The organism is Pseudomonas sp. TSRC2-2, from assembly GCF_049897785.1.
Lineage (GTDB): Bacteria > Pseudomonadota > Gammaproteobacteria > Pseudomonadales > Pseudomonadaceae > Aquipseudomonas.
Window position 1 is genome coordinate 152,007 of record NZ_JAFCWZ010000001.1, and the last position, 16,278, is coordinate 168,284.

General features: G+C 56.7%; 11 protein-coding genes. 7 read left to right on the forward strand and 4 right to left on the reverse strand.

The features are described 5' to 3' along the window. Window positions 1-23 precede the first annotated feature (23 nt). The 3 genes from glmU to glmS all read left to right on the forward strand — a co-directional run bounded on the left by glmU (window position 24) and on the right by glmS (window position 4,230). Window positions 24-1,391 carry a bifunctional UDP-N-acetylglucosamine diphosphorylase/glucosamine-1-phosphate N-acetyltransferase GlmU gene (glmU, locus tag ACP7D9_RS00745; RefSeq protein ID WP_426155048.1) on the forward strand — a complete coding sequence of 456 codons (1,368 nt, stop codon included), beginning with the start codon at window positions 24-26 and terminating at the stop codon, window positions 1,389-1,391. A 227-nt stretch (window positions 1,392-1,618) separates the two neighbouring features. Continuing rightward, window positions 1,619-2,395, forward strand: a complete 777-nt coding sequence (locus tag ACP7D9_RS00750) for a DeoR/GlpR family DNA-binding transcription regulator (RefSeq protein WP_101159744.1) — start codon at window positions 1,619-1,621, stop codon at window positions 2,393-2,395. A 2-nt stretch (window positions 2,396-2,397) separates the two neighbouring features. Then, window positions 2,398-4,230 (forward strand): glutamine--fructose-6-phosphate transaminase (isomerizing), encoded by a 1,833-nt coding sequence (gene glmS / locus ACP7D9_RS00755; RefSeq protein ID WP_397478710.1) that lies wholly within the window; start codon window positions 2,398-2,400, stop codon window positions 4,228-4,230. Window positions 4,231-4,377: 147 nt separating this feature from the next. Here the strand turns inward: glmS and ACP7D9_RS00760 are convergent, their stop codons facing one another. The 4 genes from ACP7D9_RS00760 to ACP7D9_RS00775 are packed head-to-tail and all read right to left on the reverse strand — an operon-like array spanning window position 4,378 to window position 9,457. Further along, the gene (locus tag ACP7D9_RS00760) at window positions 4,378-5,484 is read right to left on the reverse strand and encodes a fimbrial protein (RefSeq protein ID WP_426155051.1); all 1,107 of its coding nucleotides are present in this window, start codon (window positions 5,482-5,484) and stop codon (window positions 4,378-4,380) included. Between the two features lie 15 nt (window positions 5,485-5,499). Next, entirely contained in the window at window positions 5,500-8,073 is a 2,574-nt protein-coding gene (locus ACP7D9_RS00765) for a fimbria/pilus outer membrane usher protein (RefSeq protein WP_426155053.1), read from the reverse strand. 47 nt (window positions 8,074-8,120) lie between these two features. Next, window positions 8,121-8,861, reverse strand: a complete 741-nt coding sequence (locus ACP7D9_RS00770; RefSeq protein WP_426155055.1) for a fimbria/pilus periplasmic chaperone — start codon at window positions 8,859-8,861, stop codon at window positions 8,121-8,123. 56 nt (window positions 8,862-8,917) lie between these two features. Next, entirely contained in the window at window positions 8,918-9,457 is a 540-nt protein-coding gene (locus ACP7D9_RS00775; RefSeq protein WP_426155057.1) for a fimbrial protein, read from the reverse strand. Between the two features lie 788 nt (window positions 9,458-10,245). Between ACP7D9_RS00775 and ACP7D9_RS00780 the strand changes: the two genes are divergently transcribed. The 4 genes from ACP7D9_RS00780 (at window position 10,246) to ACP7D9_RS00795 (ending at window position 16,273) form a co-directional block, all read left to right on the forward strand. After that, entirely contained in the window at window positions 10,246-10,872 is a 627-nt protein-coding gene (locus ACP7D9_RS00780; RefSeq protein WP_426155058.1) for a response regulator, read from the forward strand. A 99-nt stretch (window positions 10,873-10,971) separates the two neighbouring features. Next, window positions 10,972-14,517, forward strand: coding sequence for a transporter substrate-binding domain-containing protein (locus ACP7D9_RS00785; RefSeq protein ID WP_426155060.1), 3,546 nt, complete (start codon window positions 10,972-10,974; stop codon window positions 14,515-14,517). A gap of 98 nt (window positions 14,518-14,615) precedes the next feature. Then, window positions 14,616-15,542 (forward strand): LysR family transcriptional regulator, encoded by a 927-nt coding sequence (locus ACP7D9_RS00790; protein ID WP_426155062.1) that lies wholly within the window; start codon window positions 14,616-14,618, stop codon window positions 15,540-15,542. 104 nt (window positions 15,543-15,646) lie between these two features. Beyond that, the gene (locus ACP7D9_RS00795; RefSeq protein ID WP_101159755.1) at window positions 15,647-16,273 is read left to right on the forward strand and encodes a glutathione S-transferase family protein; all 627 of its coding nucleotides are present in this window, start codon (window positions 15,647-15,649) and stop codon (window positions 16,271-16,273) included. Window positions 16,274-16,278 lie beyond the last annotated feature (5 nt).

The following is a 16,278-nucleotide window of genomic DNA, read 5'->3' on the forward strand; positions in this document are numbered from 1 at the left end:
CCACCCAGGATTGGTAGCCAGTCATGTCTCTTGAAATCGTTATCCTCGCGGCCGGTCAAGGCACTCGTATGCGCTCGGCGCTGCCAAAGGTGCTGCACCCGATTGCCGGCAACTCCATGCTCGGCCATGTTATCCACAGCGCTCGGCAACTTGATCCACAGCGCATTCACGTCGTGATCGGTCATGGGGCCGATGTGGTGCGTGAGCGCCTGGCGGCTGATGACCTGAATTTCGTGCTGCAGGACAAGCAGCTCGGCACGGGTCATGCCACCGCTCAGGCCGTGCCGTTCATCAATGCGGACACCGTGCTGATCCTCTACGGTGACGTGCCATTGATTGAAGTCGAAACGCTGCAACGTCTGCTCAAGCATGTCGTACCGGGTCAAATGGGCTTGCTCACCGTAGAACTGGATGACCCGACCGGTTACGGCCGTATCGTGCGCGATGCCGACGGCAAGGTTGCGGCGATCGTCGAACATAAGGACGCCAGCGAAGCGCAACGTGCGATCACCGAAGGCAATACCGGCATCCTCGCCGTGCCGGCCAATCATCTGGCGGACTGGATGAGTCGCTTTTCGAACAACAACGCGCAGGGCGAGTACTACCTCACCGACGTGATCGAGATGGCTGTCAGCGACGGCTTGGTGGTGGCCACCGAACAACCCCACGACCCGATGGAAGTGCAGGGCGCCAATGATCGCAAGCAGCTTTCTGAACTGGAGCGTCATTATCAGCTGCGCGCCGGCCGTCGCCTGATGGCCCAGGGCGTGACCCTGCGTGACCCGGCGCGTTTCGATGTGCGTGGTGAAGTCAGCGTAGGCCGCGATGTGCTGATCGACATCAACGTGATTCTCGAAGGCAAGGTGATCATCGAAGACAACGTTGAGATCGGCCCGAACTGCGTAATCAAGGACAGCACCCTGCGCAAAGGTGTGGTGATCAAGGCCAACAGCCATATCGAAGGCGCCATTCTTGGCGAGGGCAGCGACGCTGGCCCTTTCGCGCGTTTGCGCCCGGGCACGGTACTCGAGGCTCGCGCCCATGTGGGTAACTTCGTTGAGCTGAAAAACGCGCACATGGGCGAGGGTGCCAAGGCTGGCCACCTGACCTACCTGGGCGATGCCGAAATCGGCGCACGCACCAACATCGGTGCCGGCACCATCACCTGCAACTACGATGGCGCCAACAAGTGGAAAACCGTGTTAGGTGCTGACGTATTTATCGGCTCGAACAACTCGCTGGTGGCGCCTGTGGATATCTCCCACGGGGCGACTACCGCAGCCGGCTCGACCATCACGCAGAATGTGGATAACGCCCAGTTGGCGGTCGGACGAGCACGTCAGAAGAACATCGACGGCTGGAAGCGGCCGGAAAAAATCAAAAAGTCCTGATTTATCCACAGCCTGACTTAGCCACGCCAATCCAATGTGGAAGCGGGCTTGCTCGCGAAAGCGTCATGTCGGTCAACATCAAAGTTGAATGATCAACCGCTTTCGCGAGCAGGCTCGCTCCCAGGCTAATTTCAAGCATTCTGAATTTTTCTCCTTGCGACTTGACGGCAACCTTTCGATAGAGTTTCATTACTTGCGTTATCTTTCGAATCGAAACTTAGGCCGCCATGTCCAAGCGCAATACTCCCCAGCGTCGCCATAACATCCTCGCCTTGCTCAACGAGCAGGGCGAAGTCAGTGTGGATGAGCTGGCCAAGCGTTTCGAAACTTCCGAAGTTACGATTCGCAAGGATCTGGCGGCGCTGGAAACCCATGGTCTGTTGCTGCGTCGCTATGGCGGTGCGATCACCATGCCGCAAGAGCTGGTCGCGGAAACCGCGCAGAGCATCTCCAAATACAAACAGGCGATTGCCCGCGCGGCGGTCAAACGCATCCGCGAACACGCACGCATCATCATCGACAGCGGCAGCACCACCGCGGCGATGATTCCCGAACTGGGCCAGCAACCTGGCCTGGTGGTGATGACCAATTCCCTGCATGTCGCCAATGCCCTGAGCGAACTCGAACACGAGCCGGTGCTATTGATGACCGGCGGTACCTGGGATCCGCATTCGGAATCCTTTCAGGGCCAGGTCGCCGAGCAGGTACTGCGTTCCTACGACTTCGATCAACTGTTCATCGGCGCCGACGGCATCGATCTGGTGCGCGGCACCACCACCTTCAATGAACTGCTCGGCCTCAGTCGAGTGATGGCCGACGTCGCGCGCGAAGTCATCGTGATGGTCGAGGCCGACAAGATCGGTCGCAAGATTCCCAACCTGGAGCTGCCCTGGAGCAGCGTCCATACCCTTATTACCGATGATCGCCTGCCGCAAGAGGCACGCGATCAGCTTCAGGCCCGTGGGATCACATTGATCTGTGCGGCTGTCAGTCAGGAGAAATAACCATGTGTGGCATTGTCGGCGCTGTAGCTGAACGTAACATTACCGCCATCCTTCTCGAGGGCCTGAAGCGCCTCGAATACCGCGGCTATGACAGCGCCGGCGTGGCGATTTATACCAACGATGAAACCCTGGAACGCATGCGCCGTCCGGGCAAGGTCAGCGAACTGGAAACCGCGTTGGCCGAGCAGCCGCTGGCCGGCCGTCTTGGTATTGCCCACACCCGTTGGGCCACCCATGGCGCGCCGTGCGAACGCAACGCTCACCCGCATTTTTCCGGTGACATCGCGGTGGTGCACAACGGCATCATCGAGAACCACGAACCCCTGCGCGAACAACTCAAAGCGCTGGGCTACGCGTTCAGCTCCGACACCGATACCGAAGTGATCGCGCACTTGCTGACCCACAAGCTCAAAGAACAACCGGACCTGACCGCCGCGCTCAAAGCGACCGTCAAGGAGCTGCACGGCGCCTACGGTCTGGCGGTGATCAATGCCCGGCAACCTGATCGTCTGGTTGCCGCGCGCAGTGGCAGCCCACTGGTGATCGGCCTGGGTCTGGGCGAGAACTTCCTCGCTTCCGACCAACTCGCTCTGCGTCAGGTCACTGACCGTTTCATGTACCTGGAAGAAGGCGATATCGCTGAAATCCGTCGCGACAGCGTGCAGATCTGGGACGTGAACGGCACCGCCGTCGAGCGCCAGACCGTGCAGTACACCGACGGCGCCGAAGCCGCTGACAAGGGCGAGTTCCGCCACTACATGCTCAAGGAAATTCACGAGCAACCGACCGTGGTCCAGCGCACTCTCGAAGGTCGCCTGAGCAGCAATCAGGTGCTGGTGCAGGCCTTTGGTCCGCAGGCCGCCGAGCTGTTCGCCAAAGTACGCAATGTGCAGATCGTCGCCTGCGGCACCAGCTATCACGCCGGCATGGTCGCGCGTTACTGGCTCGAAGAATTGGCCGGTATCCCGTGCCAGGTCGAAGTCGCCAGCGAATTCCGTTATCGCAAAGTGGTGGTGCAGCCGGACACGTTGTTCGTGACCATCTCGCAGTCCGGCGAAACCGCTGACACCCTGGCCGCATTGCGCAACGCCAAGGAGCTGGGCTTCCTCGCCAGCCTGGCCATCTGCAACGTCGGCATCAGCTCGCTGGTGCGCGAATCCGATCTGACCCTGCTGACCCAGGCCGGCCGCGAAATCGGCGTCGCTTCGACCAAAGCCTTCACCACGCAACTGGTCGGCCTGTTGCTGCTGACTTTGTCGCTGGGACAAGTACGCGGCACGTTAGCCAACGGTGTTGAAGCCACGCTGGTTGAAGAGTTGCGTCGCCTGCCGACTCGGTTGGGCGAAGCGCTGGCAATGGACAGCACCGTGGAGAAAATCGCCGAGCTGTTCGCCGAGAAAAACCACACGCTGTTCCTCGGCCGAGGCGCGCAATTCCCGGTAGCGATGGAAGGCGCCTTGAAGCTCAAGGAAATTTCTTACATCCACGCCGAAGCCTATCCGGCTGGCGAGCTCAAACACGGCCCGCTGGCGCTTGTGGATAACGACATGCCGGTGGTCACGGTCGCGCCGAACAACGAACTGCTGGAAAAGCTCAAGTCCAACCTGCAGGAGGTGCGCGCCCGTGGCGGCGAGCTGATCGTGTTCGCAGACGAGAAGGCCGCAATGACTAACGGCGAAGGCACTCACGTGGTGCAGATGCCGCATATCCACGACATCCTCTCGCCGATCCTTTACACGATCCCGCTGCAACTGCTGTCGTACTACGTCGCTGTGCTCAAGGGCACTGATGTCGACCAGCCGCGAAATCTGGCGAAATCCGTCACAGTGGAATAAGTTATCCACCGTAGGTGCACGCTGGGTCAGGCATCCGGTGTTCATCCCGAACGAGAAGTGCGACATCGCGCAATAGATGTTCCGCAATGCAAAAAGCCCCTGATATCAGGGGCTTTTGTTTTTACGGTCTTGCGGTCAGCGAATCGGTTACTGGTAATCGATTGTAAACACCACAGCACCGTTGGCAGGTCCAGGGGTCATGGTGGCGGCTGTCTGGATGTAGCGCGCTTTCAACGGAATTGCGTAACTGGCGCCTTCCGTCGTGGTTGTTACGACACCGCTTGGGCGAAGCGTTGCCAGCGGCACCGGTACCGGTACTGCGTCCCCCGTCCCTATCTGGATGCCAATGCCTGTGGCGGCTGGCAAGGTACCGCTCGGTGCGGGCGTCAGGCTGATGATGCCCTGTGCCGCGTCAATAACGCCGTCGGTGGAGTCAAGGCGGAAACGCAGGATATTGGAGGCTCGTCCTTGTTCAGTAGGGGTGTCAGTAACAGCATCAAAGATTGGGCTGCTTGGGCTCCCGGGGAACGTTCCGTGGAACGCAGGGCAATTATTCAGGCTGATCTGAAAACTCTGCCACGGTGTACCGGTGCCCACACCGGCAAACTCATTGACTGAACGGGTGCCCAGTGGAACGTTGACGTCCGGCGTGACGCAGGTGCGCGAGACAACATTCATGCTGCCGATGAAATTGACGTTTTGCAAATCCAGTGTGGTGCCTAGACTTGACCATTCCAGTTTAAGGCTTGGTAAGGATGCTCCCTGAATAGTGCCAGGCGATACATCACCGGTTTTTATAAACAACAGATCGAAGCCTAGCTGCGGCTTTTCTACACAAACAGCGGTCCCGTTGCCGCAATTCGGTGATGTTGCATTATTGGGCGCAGCGTCCCCCTCCGACCAGAGATAAACACCGATACCGGGAACTCCGGTCTCATAGACCTTTCCCTCGTACTGACCTGACCAACTCGAGGGCGGAAGTGGCGTAGACGACAACGTTCGATCACGGAGACGGGGATATGAGCCTGGGACGCATCTGATTTGTGAAAGAGTGTCGGAAGCCGTAAAAATCTGTTTGAAGAGTATTGTTCCCAACGGAACGTCTCTGCCGACGGTGATATTCGAACCGATCAACGCGACTGATCTGTTGACCGTATCGAAGCCTGGAGCGAATTCACAAGTGGCCATGGCCGTGCCGGATAGCATTGTGAAGGCCAGCCCGAGCAAGCCATTTATCTTAGTACGTGTACGCATTGTGGCCTCTTCTGATTAATGGCTGGCGCTTGGCTTGGCAGGGTTAGCGGCTGTCGCACAGATAGCGGAGGCCGACGCTGCTTGTTTCTGCGAGCGCAAGGTATTCAACGGAATCACACAGTTTTCCCCGGCTTTTTCACCAAAACGGATAATCAGTGCCTCCGCCGTTGGCTGAACCCGAGCGAACAACTGACCGCCCTGACCGACTACGCCCACCGGGTTACCTTTGTCATCGCTGACTTCAGTGCCAAATGGCAGCGGACGACCATCCGCCAGCGTGGCACGCACGAGTACCGATTCACCCTGGCGGGTTTCGAAGTTCAACTTGACCACAGCACCTGATCGTGGAGCGACTTGCTGGCTGGTCTCTTCCAGTTCTACATCCAGCGAGCTGCCGATTGGATCGAGCGCAACTTCGTTCAACTCGTAGGGGCGCAAGTAAGGGATGACTGCGTAACCATTACCATCGACTTTCAAGCCAGGGTAACCGGCCACCCTTGCGTTTTCCGCACCCGCGGCATGGACGATCCCGATGGTGTCGCCGGTATAAGGTGTAAAGGTGACGCCACCGCCATGTGCGACGATTCCTCCACTGACGCCAATCGACGCACTTTCGTATGTATCGCTCTGACTCATCGAAGCATTGAGCATCGCTTTGGAACTGGTGTAACCACCGTTCAGCGACGTGGTATTGGAACTTGTGGCACCGTCGTGGCCTACGGTCACGCCATATTGATACTGTCGCTCATCACCGGCGGTTCCGCTGAGGGTTGCCTGCTCATTCATATCGCCATTGTCGTTACGGCCAACGCGCATCGACAATTGCGGACGGTTGAGTGTCGTGCCGAATTCCAGCGGCATGCTGACCGTGAACAGGTAGTTGGTCTGCATGTCACCGGTGCCAAAACGCGCACGGTTGGCGCTAACGCCGAAATTGATCTGGCGATAATTCGTGTAGTAACCGGCCTGGTATTGAAGGTCGTTACCCCCGCGATCCCAATAATCCTGGGTAAACCCCGATAGGACCAATTGACCATAGTTACCAAGGCGCTGGTTGGCAGTAACGGAAAACCGGCTTTTCTGGCGACCAAACATCGACGTGTCCAGATTGCCCTCTTCCGCGTCGCGCAGGGTGAGCGCGTCATCGAGGTCGAGGAAGCCGCTGCTGGAAAAACGATAGGCTGCGACGGTGAAGTTACTGCCGGTACTCAGAATGTTTTTGCTGTACGACAAGCGCACGCTTTGTCCGTTTTCCGTGCCTGACTTCAAGCGAGTCTGGGCTTGGGTCATGTCGATGGCCATCGCCCCCACTGGGGTGCTGAAGGCCATACCCGCCAATATGGAGTTATAGTCATCTGTCGCTTGCACACCGGTGTACCCGGTAAAAGTATTGTTCAGACCTCGTTGATAAGTGGCCTGAAGCAACTTCTGCTGGTTATCGATGTAACCGATCCGGGTTTCACCTGCGGTGACGCTGTAACGGGACGTTCCGGGCCGCAGTAATTGACTGACAGAGGCGAACGGAACAATGAACGTCTGACTTGAGCCATCCGCTTCAAGCACCGTGACGTCCAGGTCACCGCCGTAGCCGGTTGAATACAGATCGTCGATCACAAAAGCGCCAGGCGCTACGGAGTTCTCGTAAATCAGATTGCCGTTCTGACGAATCGTCACTCGAGCGTTGGTGCGGGCAATACCGCGAACCACGGGTGCGTAACCGCGCAGAGATTGCGGCAACATCCGGTCATCGGTCGCGAGCTGAGCGCCACGGAATGACACGGTGTCGAAGATCTCACCGGACGTGTTGCTTTCACCCAGGGTCAGCTGACTACGCCAGGACGTGATGTCCCGTTGCGCGTAAGTATTGAGGGCCTCGTATTTGTGGCCGGTATCCTGATCCCAACTCGACGAACCATTGTGGCGCAGGCGCCAGTCGCCCATGTTGAAACCGCCATTGAGGCTTAAATAAGCGGAATCGTAGTTACCGCCCACATCGTTATTGGAGTGGTAGGCGTTGAAGTTGTAGCTCAGCAGGCCGGCGGTGATTCCGCGATCCCAGAGTTCAGGGCTGACATAACCGCGAGCATCACGACGAACAATGGCTTGTGGTAATGAAACATCCAGTTCCTGCGTGTTAGGGTCGAAGCGCGCAGAGGCATCGGGAATCAAGTTCGCCAGTTCAGCGCACTGCGGATTCGAGTCCAACAGGTTGTTGGCGATCGGGCTCAATTTTTCCATTTCGATGCCGATCAGTTGCATCAGCTTTCGATCAAAGCAGATCTTCGAATCGGTACCATCGGGTTTACCGACAATACGGATTTCCTGGCGGCTCATCAGCACACCGTTCACCGAGATATCGGCGCGGTACTGACCAGGAATAATCGGGTTACCCTTTTCGTAACGCGTCAGATCAATATTCGACGAACCAGGCGCAAGGAAGCTGCTGTTAAACTTAACTTCTTCGTTCGCAACAGCAAGATTTATCATCAAAGAAGAGGGTGCGCCAACCAAGAACATGGTTGTCCATGTTATTTTACCGAACACGTTTCTGGCCCACAGATCAATTCCGAGGCGAAAGTTGCCGTTCATAGTTATCTCGTAAATTAAAAAATGGACCTGAAAGACGAGCTGGACAATTACTTGTTGAGGTCTGCAGTTATCTTGTTGTAAGCGCCATAGTCATTAATGGCTTCAAATTCGATTTTGCTCAACGAAGACGGGGCACTGTTCAATTGCTTGACCGCAAAAGACCTGGTTTCTCCGGGGCCGATCATTGCCGGGGCGACTTCGTAGCGTTTACCCCCATCCACCAACGTGATACTTGCCTGGGACACGTGATAGGCCGAAGGGTTGAACGCTTTGATCGAATATCCGCCACCCGCCACAGACGGGCCTGCGCTCCACTTTACTTGAACAGGCGCCTCTGCAGGCTTGCCAGGCAAATTAGCGGGGCGGTAGAACAATTTAAGCCGCGTTCGAAAAGCCATATACATCTTGTTGTCGGCTGTTGCGACACTGTCGGTTGGCGGTATCTCCAACACGTTGAGCCAGTAAACGCTTTCCTTGTCCGCAGGCAAAGTTGCGCCCGTGAACATCAGCCGCAGGCTTTGTCCTTTATTTGGATCAATTCGTGAAACCGGGGGCGTTATGACAAACGGAGCATTGGAGTTAGTCGGGCTCGCCTTGACATCACCTGAATCAATCCAGGATTGGATAAGAACAGGCGAACCACCGTTATTGTTAAGTTTGACAGTGACCTCTTTCTGGCCTGCCGGGTATATAACCCGAGTGCCCGTGACCACTACACCTGCAACCGATTGGCCAATGGACATAAAAGCAACCATGCCCAATGCCAAGCCAAGAAGATTCTTTCTCATACACGCCCCCGTTTGAGTTTTGCGCTGCAATCAGCTGATCGCAATACCCAAAAATATCACCGATAATCGATAGCGAAAGTGACTTGGCTTGTTACGAGACCCGCAGTTGTGGTGCCGGTAGCATAATATTCGACGGCGTAAGGCATGGTGACGGCACCGGATGCATCGATGGTGTAGCGAGTGTTGCCACCTATCTGCGTGTCACTGCCGATCTGGATAGGCGAACCGGTTCCACCATCCAGCAATTGCAGTTCTACGTTGGTAGCACCATTAGCGTCAGTGTTACGCATACGTCCTGTCACCGGGTCTACTGTACTGCCCGCCTCGTAAAATGCGGTGACGCTAGTTGAAGTCTGCTGACACCCTGTCAAGCCAATCAGAAACGACGTCGCGCCCGCTGTTTGACCTGCAGCAGTAAGGAGACTGGTCGAGACCTTGGGAAGATTTTTGGTTTGTGGGCTCGCACCACCATCAATCGTGACGGTGCAGGTTTGTGCAACCAGCTGACCAGCGAAGTTAATGGTGCCATCAGAAGCCTGTACGCTTCCTACGGTTGCAACGCTCATCAAGGCCAGGGCAATTACTTTGCGATTCATATCAGTACTCATTCTTCATGGGGGACAGGGACTGGACGGAAATGGCGCTGATCGAAATGAGCGGCTTGATCCGGACAGGGCGCACATCATAGATGCAGGTGTCGGATTCAACTGTAGTTCGATTCCCTGTGTTGCGTAGGAAAATTCCCAGTGATTTTTCCAAATAGAAAATAGTAAGTCGTTGAAGTGAACTAGAGCAATTATACAAATCGAATCTCATCGGGATTTTTTATTTGGACTCAATAAGTTAGGTATTTAACAGCACCTATGCGACGACTTCACTTCGAAAATGTGACGGGTAAGAAGTTGTACAAGAACTTTGTAAAAAAATAGGTATTTCCCTCTACTTAAACACTTTGAAAAGACGGCATCATCAACCTGTTTTGAAAGCGACGTCGTTTTTGTATCGTATCCTTGGCATATAAAGGTATGTCAGGCAGGGATCGAAAAACTGTTCATAGTGCCCACCGTGCTTATGCCTTGACCCGCTAGCCGTCACGTAGCCCTTAATCGTAGGCCGGCCATTCAAATATGCTGCGCAACTGCTTTAATAGAAGAGTGAGCTTGGCTAAGCGTTATCTGGCAGGCGCTCAGGATCTGGCGAGCTGGCGTAACGTGGCTTTGAATGCCTACTGGTTGGCATGGATTTTTGCAATGGTCTTGAGAAATTTCCTAAACTCGACTGACATTCAGGTATGTTGCGACTCGACATCGGTCTGGTCCTCATTCCGATCGTCGTCCGTGCACTCAGCAACGTCTTTCGTCCACTTGTCCTGTAGGGTTTTTTTATGTTTAAAGCGATCATCGTGGACGATCATCCTTTCATTCGATCTACGGTCAGAATGCTGTTGAATCAGCAGCACTTCGATGTGGTAGCCGAGGCTGATAACGGCGCTGATGCGGTGCAGTACGCGCGCGAACACAGGCCGGATCTGATTATTCTGGATATAGCCATGCCCAAGCTTGACGGGCTGGAGGTTATTTCGCGCATCAGCGCACTGAACCTGTCCTGTAAGGTGCTTGTGCTGACTTCGCAACCCGCACCGGTTTACTCCATACGCTGCATGAGGGCCGGCGCGGCGGGGTTTCTTTCCAAGACCAATGAACTGGGCGAACTGGTAAAGGCGATCAAGATCGTGATGGACGGTTACACTTTCTTTCCCAACCTGAACAACACTTCATTGGGGCGCATCGATACCCAAGCGAGCGATCAGGTACTTATCCAGAGTTTGTCGGATCGAGAACTTACGATTCTGCAACAACTTGCCAGTGGGATGAGTAATAAAGATATCGGCGAGGCGATGCTGCTCAGCAACAAGACGGTCAGTACCTACAAAACACGGCTTATTGAAAAGCTCAACGTCAAATCGGTGGTCTACCTCGCTGATTTTGCCAAGCGCAACAATCTTATCTAGACCACTATGAACTTTAAAATCTGCCTGGCCGGTCTGTTTTTGTGCGGCGCCTTAACGGGCCTGCCTGTGTTGGCAGATCCGCAGCCTGATAGTTTGCGAGTGCTCGGCCGATCCGATGTTGCTGAGTACGCAGTATCGCTGGATGAAGTCGACTGGGGTTGGCTACGCAAAAAGGGCAAATTGTTACTCGGTGACAGCAGTCCGGATTATCCGCCCTTTGCGATCACCGGTAACGGCAATGATTATGAAGGACTGACCGCCGATTATGCGCAGTTGATCGGGCAACTGCTGCATATTGATATTGAGGTGCGGCGCTACGCCTCGCGCAGTGATCTGCTGGGTGCTCTGAAATCGGGCGAGATCGATATGATCGGTACGGCAAACGGCTTTGAGGCGGCCGATCCTGAGCTGGCGATCACGCTGCCTTACGCGGATGATAATCCCAGCCTGGTTACGCGCATTGACGAGCGTCCTGATCTTTCGCAAGACCTGGCCGGCAAGCGCGTGGCGATGCTGTATCACTATCTTTCGCCGTTGACGGTCAAGGCCTTTTACCCTGAAGCCAAATTGCAACTCTACCCTTCAACTCTGGCGGCCATCGGCGCGGTGGCGTTCGGCCAGGCCGACATTTATTTGGGCGACGCGCTCAGTTCGAACTATCTCATCAAAAAGAACTACCTGAACAATGTGCGAATCAGCGATTTTTCACAAATGGAGACGCAGCCGTTCAGCTTTGCGGTTCAGGGCGGCAATGGCCAGTTACTGCGTATCCTCAACGCGGCGTTGAAAGTCGTCCCCAGCGAAGAACGCATGCGAATTCAACACCGCTGGAGCGCTGGCGGGATTGCCATTCGCGGGCAGCACGCGCTGCACTTCAGTATTAAAGAACAGCACTGGCTGAATGCGCACCCGCGCATCGTCGTAGCGATCAACGATAACTTCGTCCCCCTGACGTTCGTCGATGAGGAGGGCAATTTTCGCGGCATCAGCGCTGACGTGCTCGCCAAGATCAGCTTGCGCACCGGGTTGCAATTCGATATCCGGCGCGTCGATTCGGTCAGTCAAATGATTGATGAAGTCACCAGTGGCAGGGCGGACATGCTGGCAGCGTTCACGCCCAGCACCGAGCGCGAAGGTGAGCTGCGTTTTACCAGGCCTTATCTGATCAACCCGTTCGTGCTCGTCACCCGACGCGGCGGCGATGGTACCGCTTTGACGTTGGACAAGATGGCCGGAAAGCGCCTGGCGCTGATTACCGGCAACTTGATGCGCCAGTACCTCATCGAGCAGTTTCCTGCTGTGCAATTGGTTCCTGCGCGCAATGCGCATGAGGCTATGGACATGGTTGCCACAGGCAAGGTCGACGGCGCACTCAACTCGCTGGTCAGTGCGCGTTTCATGATCTCGCGCCAATACCGTGACACCTTGCAGATCATCAGCACGGTCGGGACTCAGCCTGCACCTCTCGCGCTAGCGACTGATCGTGGCGCACTGGAGCTGTACTCGATTCTCGACAAGGCCTTGTTGAGCATAAGCCCGGAAGAAATGGATGAACTGACCAACCGCTGGAGTAGCGAGTTGACGGTGAATGACAGCTACTGGCTGCGCAATGGCAGCATGATCATTCGTGGCTTCGTGATCGCAAGCGTGCTGCTGCTGATGGCATTGGGCTGGATTGCTTATCTGCGACTGTTGATGCGCAAGCGCCGCCAAGCGGAACTGGCCCTCAATGATCAGGTGGAGTTCATGCGTGTGCTGATCGATGGCACGCCGCATCCTATTTATGTGCGTGATCGCGAAGGTCGCCTGATGATCTGCAACAGCGGTTATCTCCAGGTGTTCGGCGTGGCGCGTGACGCGGTCATCGGTAAAACCGTGACTCAGGGCCTGTTGATTGATGCAGTTCAGGCGCAGGGGTATCAGGATGATTACCTGCAAGTCATGAAGGACGGTAAACCGAGCATTCAAGACCGCAGTCTGACGCTCCCTGACGGACGCAATCTGACGATCTATCACTGGATGCTGCCGTACCGGGGTAATGACGGAACCGTGAACGGCATGATTGCCGGGTGGATTGATGTCAGCGAACGACTTCACCTGTTGCAGGAGCTACAAATCGCCAAGGATGCGGCCGACGGCGCCAATCGTGCCAAGACCACATTCCTGGCGTCCATGAGTCACGAAATCCGTACGCCGATGAACGCCATCATTGGCATGCTGGAATTGGCCATGAAGAAGGCCGATCAAGGTCAGACTGATCGTTTCGCGATCGAGGTGGCCTCGGGAGCAGCGCGAGATCTGCTGGATCTTATAGGCGATATCCTCGACATCGCGCGGATTGAATCCGGGCGCCTTTCGCTGGCGCCGCAACGTGCCAATCTGCGCGAACTGGTGGAATCGGTGGTGCGTATCTTTGACGGCCTGGCGCGGCAGAAGCAATTGCGCCTTCAACTGGAAATGGACGCTTTAAGCAATGTCGATGTGCTGATTGACCCGATGCGCTTCAAACAGGTGCTGTCGAATCTGTTGAGCAATGCGATCAAATTCACTGAGGTCGGTCACGTCCAGCTGGGAGTGAATGTCGACTGCAGCGACGATGAGCGTCTGCGCCTTTGCGTGCGCATCAAGGACAGTGGCCGTGGGATCTCTGAGGACGACCAGGCCAAGTTGTTCAGCCCGTTCTCCCAGGCAGGCAACCATGGGCAGTCGGCTCGCAGTGGTTCCGGTCTGGGCTTGGTGATCAGTCGCACACTCTGCGAAATGATGGGCGGAAGCCTGACGTTGTCGAGCCAGCTGGGGCAAGGTACGGAGATTGAAGTGCGCCTCAGCTTGCCGACCCTTGACCCGTTGGTTAGCACGCCGCTTGAAAACCTCGAGCCGCCGCAGGGCGGCCGGCAGAGCCTGAATATCCTGGTGATCGACGACTATCCGGCCAACCGTTTGCTACTGTCGCAACAGCTGAGCTACCTCGGCCATCGGGTCACCGACGCCGAAGACGGCGCTCGCGGTCTGCGTGCCTGGCGCAGTGGGACATTCGATGTGGTCATCACCGATTGCAACATGCCCGTCATGAACGGCTACGACCTGGCCCAGGCGATTCGTGACGATGAGGCCGCCCGAGGCGCGCCACGCTGCCTCGTGCTGGGGTTCACTGCGAATGCCTTGCCCGAGGAGAAAACGCGTTGCACCCTGGCCGGTATGGACGATTGCCTGTTCAAACCGATCAGCCTCAAGGATTTGAGTCAACGTCTCATTGCCGTTGTGCGACAGCCGCGCTCAGCTGTGGAGCTGCCGACCGGACCCTCCACTGCCGATGACATGGATCTGAGCGATCTTGAACAATTGACCCATGGCGACTCGGACTCGATCAAACTGCTGTTAAGCGACCTGGCCACCAGCAACGACGAAGACAGGGTCAAATTGCTGCGCTTGTTCACCGCGCATGATCTTCCGGGACTGTCCGATCTGGCACACAGGATTAAGGGGGGCGCGCGCATTATCAAAGCTCATTCATTGATCCAGGCGTGTGAGGCGCTTGAAATTGCCAGCGTGGGCGCCGATTCAGATGCCTTGACCGAAGCCGTGGACGTGCTGCATCAAGCAATGGATCGGCTGTCCGAGGTATTGAATGAACGTCTGGCGTAACGGATTATCACCGATCGTTGGGTGACAATTTTTGTGTTCGGCACCAGCCCCGCAATCGCAGCCTCGGCTGCGATTGTCGTATCCGCCCGAGGTATCCCATGGATCGTTTCCAGGAAATGCAGATCTTCGTTGTCGTTGCCCAGGAGCAAGGCTTCTCGGCAGCATCGCGGCGTCTGGGTTTATCGGCGGCGAGTGTCACGCGGGCGGTGGCGGCCCTGGAGCAGCATATCGGTACGCAGTTGCTGGTGCGCACCACGCGCACCGTGCATCTGACTGAAGCAGGCCAGCGATATTGTGACGATTGCCGGCGGATTCTCGCCGAAGTGCAGGAGGCCGAGGACTCGGCGGCCGGCAGCCATGCCTTGCCGCGCGGGCAGTTGACGATTACTGCGCCGGTGTTGTTCGGTGATCTGTTCGTTACGCCCGTGATGGCCGATTACCTCTGTCGCTATCCGGATGTGACGATCAATGCGCTGTTGCTGGACCGGGTCGTCAACATGGTCGAGGAGGGCATTGATGTCGCGGTGCGCATCGGTGAGCTGCCGGACAGCAATCAGCATGCGATTCGCGTCGGTGAAGTGCGGCGGGTGATCTGCGCTTCGCCGGATTTTCTCGCCAGCCATGGCCGTCCGGAGCATCCGCAGGCCTTGGCCGATCTCCCGGTGGTGGCGACGTCGGCGATCGGTCAGCAACGCAACTGGCCGTTTCTCGACGGCGGTGAAGCGCTCAGCGTGCGCACCGAACCGCGCCTGACCGTTACGGCCAATCAGTCGGCGATCACCGCCGCGCGCAGAGGCCTGGGCCTGACGCGAGTGCTGTCCTATCAAGTGGCTGACAAAGTCGCGGCGGGCGAGCTGGAAATCGTCCTCGCCGAGTTTGAATTACCGCCGTTGCCGATCCATGTGGTGTATCAGGGCGGGCGCAAGGCGCCGGCGCGAATCCGCAGTTTCGTCGACTTCGCCGTGAAGGCGCTGCGTGAGCACCCCGCCTTGAGCGCTGTGGCGTTATTGCACGAGATGAAATAATCGATTGCAGGGGCTGGTTATTCTGTTGTTCCAGCAACCCATAGATGATGACTCCATCGGCGCGCTCATCCCCGTAGCGACGTCACTTTCCAGCGGAGTCGACCATGCAAGCGATCAAACTCTACAACTTTCCCCGTTCCGGCCACGCCCACCGCGTCGAGTTGATGCTGTCGCTGCTGCAACTGCCGACGGAACTGATCTTTGTTGATCTGGCCAAGGGCGAGCACAAGCAGCCGCAGTACCTGGCGATCAACAGCTTCGGACAAGTGCCGGCGATTGATGATAACGGCGTGGTGCTGGCCGATTCCAATGCGATTCTGGTGTATCTGGCGCAAAAATATGGCAACGGTCGCTGGCTACCAACCGACCCGGTGGGCGCGGCGCATGTGCAGCGCTGGTTGTCGGCAGCGGCGGGACCGATTGCCTTTGGCCCGGCGGCGGCACGCCTGATCACCGTGTTTGGCGCGCAACTGAATGCCGAGGAAGTCATTGGCCGTGCGCATAACCTGCTCAAGGTCATGGAGCTGGAGTTGGGCAAAACGGCGTATCTGGCGGGCGAGGAGCCGAGCATCGCTGACGTGTCTGCCTACAGTTACATTGCGCATGCGCCGGAGGGCAATGTCTCGCTGGATGACTATGCCAACGTTCGCGCCTGGCTGGCGCGGATCGAAGCCTTGCCCGGTTTTGTCGCGATGCCGCGTACCGTCGCGGGGTTGCAGAAAACCGCGTGATTTCC

What these genes read in the sequence shown, in the direction of transcription:
- glmU (WP_426155048.1), top strand. Translation starts at nt 24, where the DNA reads ATGTCTCTTGAAATCGTTATCCTCGCGGCCGGTCAAGGCACTCGTATG.
- ACP7D9_RS00750 (WP_101159744.1), top strand. Translation starts at nt 1,619, where the DNA reads ATGTCCAAGCGCAATACTCCCCAGCGTCGCCATAACATCCTCGCCTTG.
- glmS (WP_397478710.1), top strand. Translation starts at nt 2,398, where the DNA reads ATGTGTGGCATTGTCGGCGCTGTAGCTGAACGTAACATTACCGCCATC.
- ACP7D9_RS00760 (WP_426155051.1), bottom strand. Translation starts at nt 5,484, where the DNA reads ATGCGTACACGTACTAAGATAAATGGCTTGCTCGGGCTGGCCTTCACA.
- ACP7D9_RS00765 (WP_426155053.1), bottom strand. Translation starts at nt 8,073, where the DNA reads ATGAACGGCAACTTTCGCCTCGGAATTGATCTGTGGGCCAGAAACGTG.
- ACP7D9_RS00770 (WP_426155055.1), bottom strand. Translation starts at nt 8,861, where the DNA reads ATGAGAAAGAATCTTCTTGGCTTGGCATTGGGCATGGTTGCTTTTATG.
- ACP7D9_RS00775 (WP_426155057.1), bottom strand. Translation starts at nt 9,457, where the DNA reads ATGAATCGCAAAGTAATTGCCCTGGCCTTGATGAGCGTTGCAACCGTA.
- ACP7D9_RS00780 (WP_426155058.1), top strand. Translation starts at nt 10,246, where the DNA reads ATGTTTAAAGCGATCATCGTGGACGATCATCCTTTCATTCGATCTACG.
- ACP7D9_RS00790 (WP_426155062.1), top strand. Translation starts at nt 14,616, where the DNA reads ATGGATCGTTTCCAGGAAATGCAGATCTTCGTTGTCGTTGCCCAGGAG.
- ACP7D9_RS00795 (WP_101159755.1), top strand. Translation starts at nt 15,647, where the DNA reads ATGCAAGCGATCAAACTCTACAACTTTCCCCGTTCCGGCCACGCCCAC.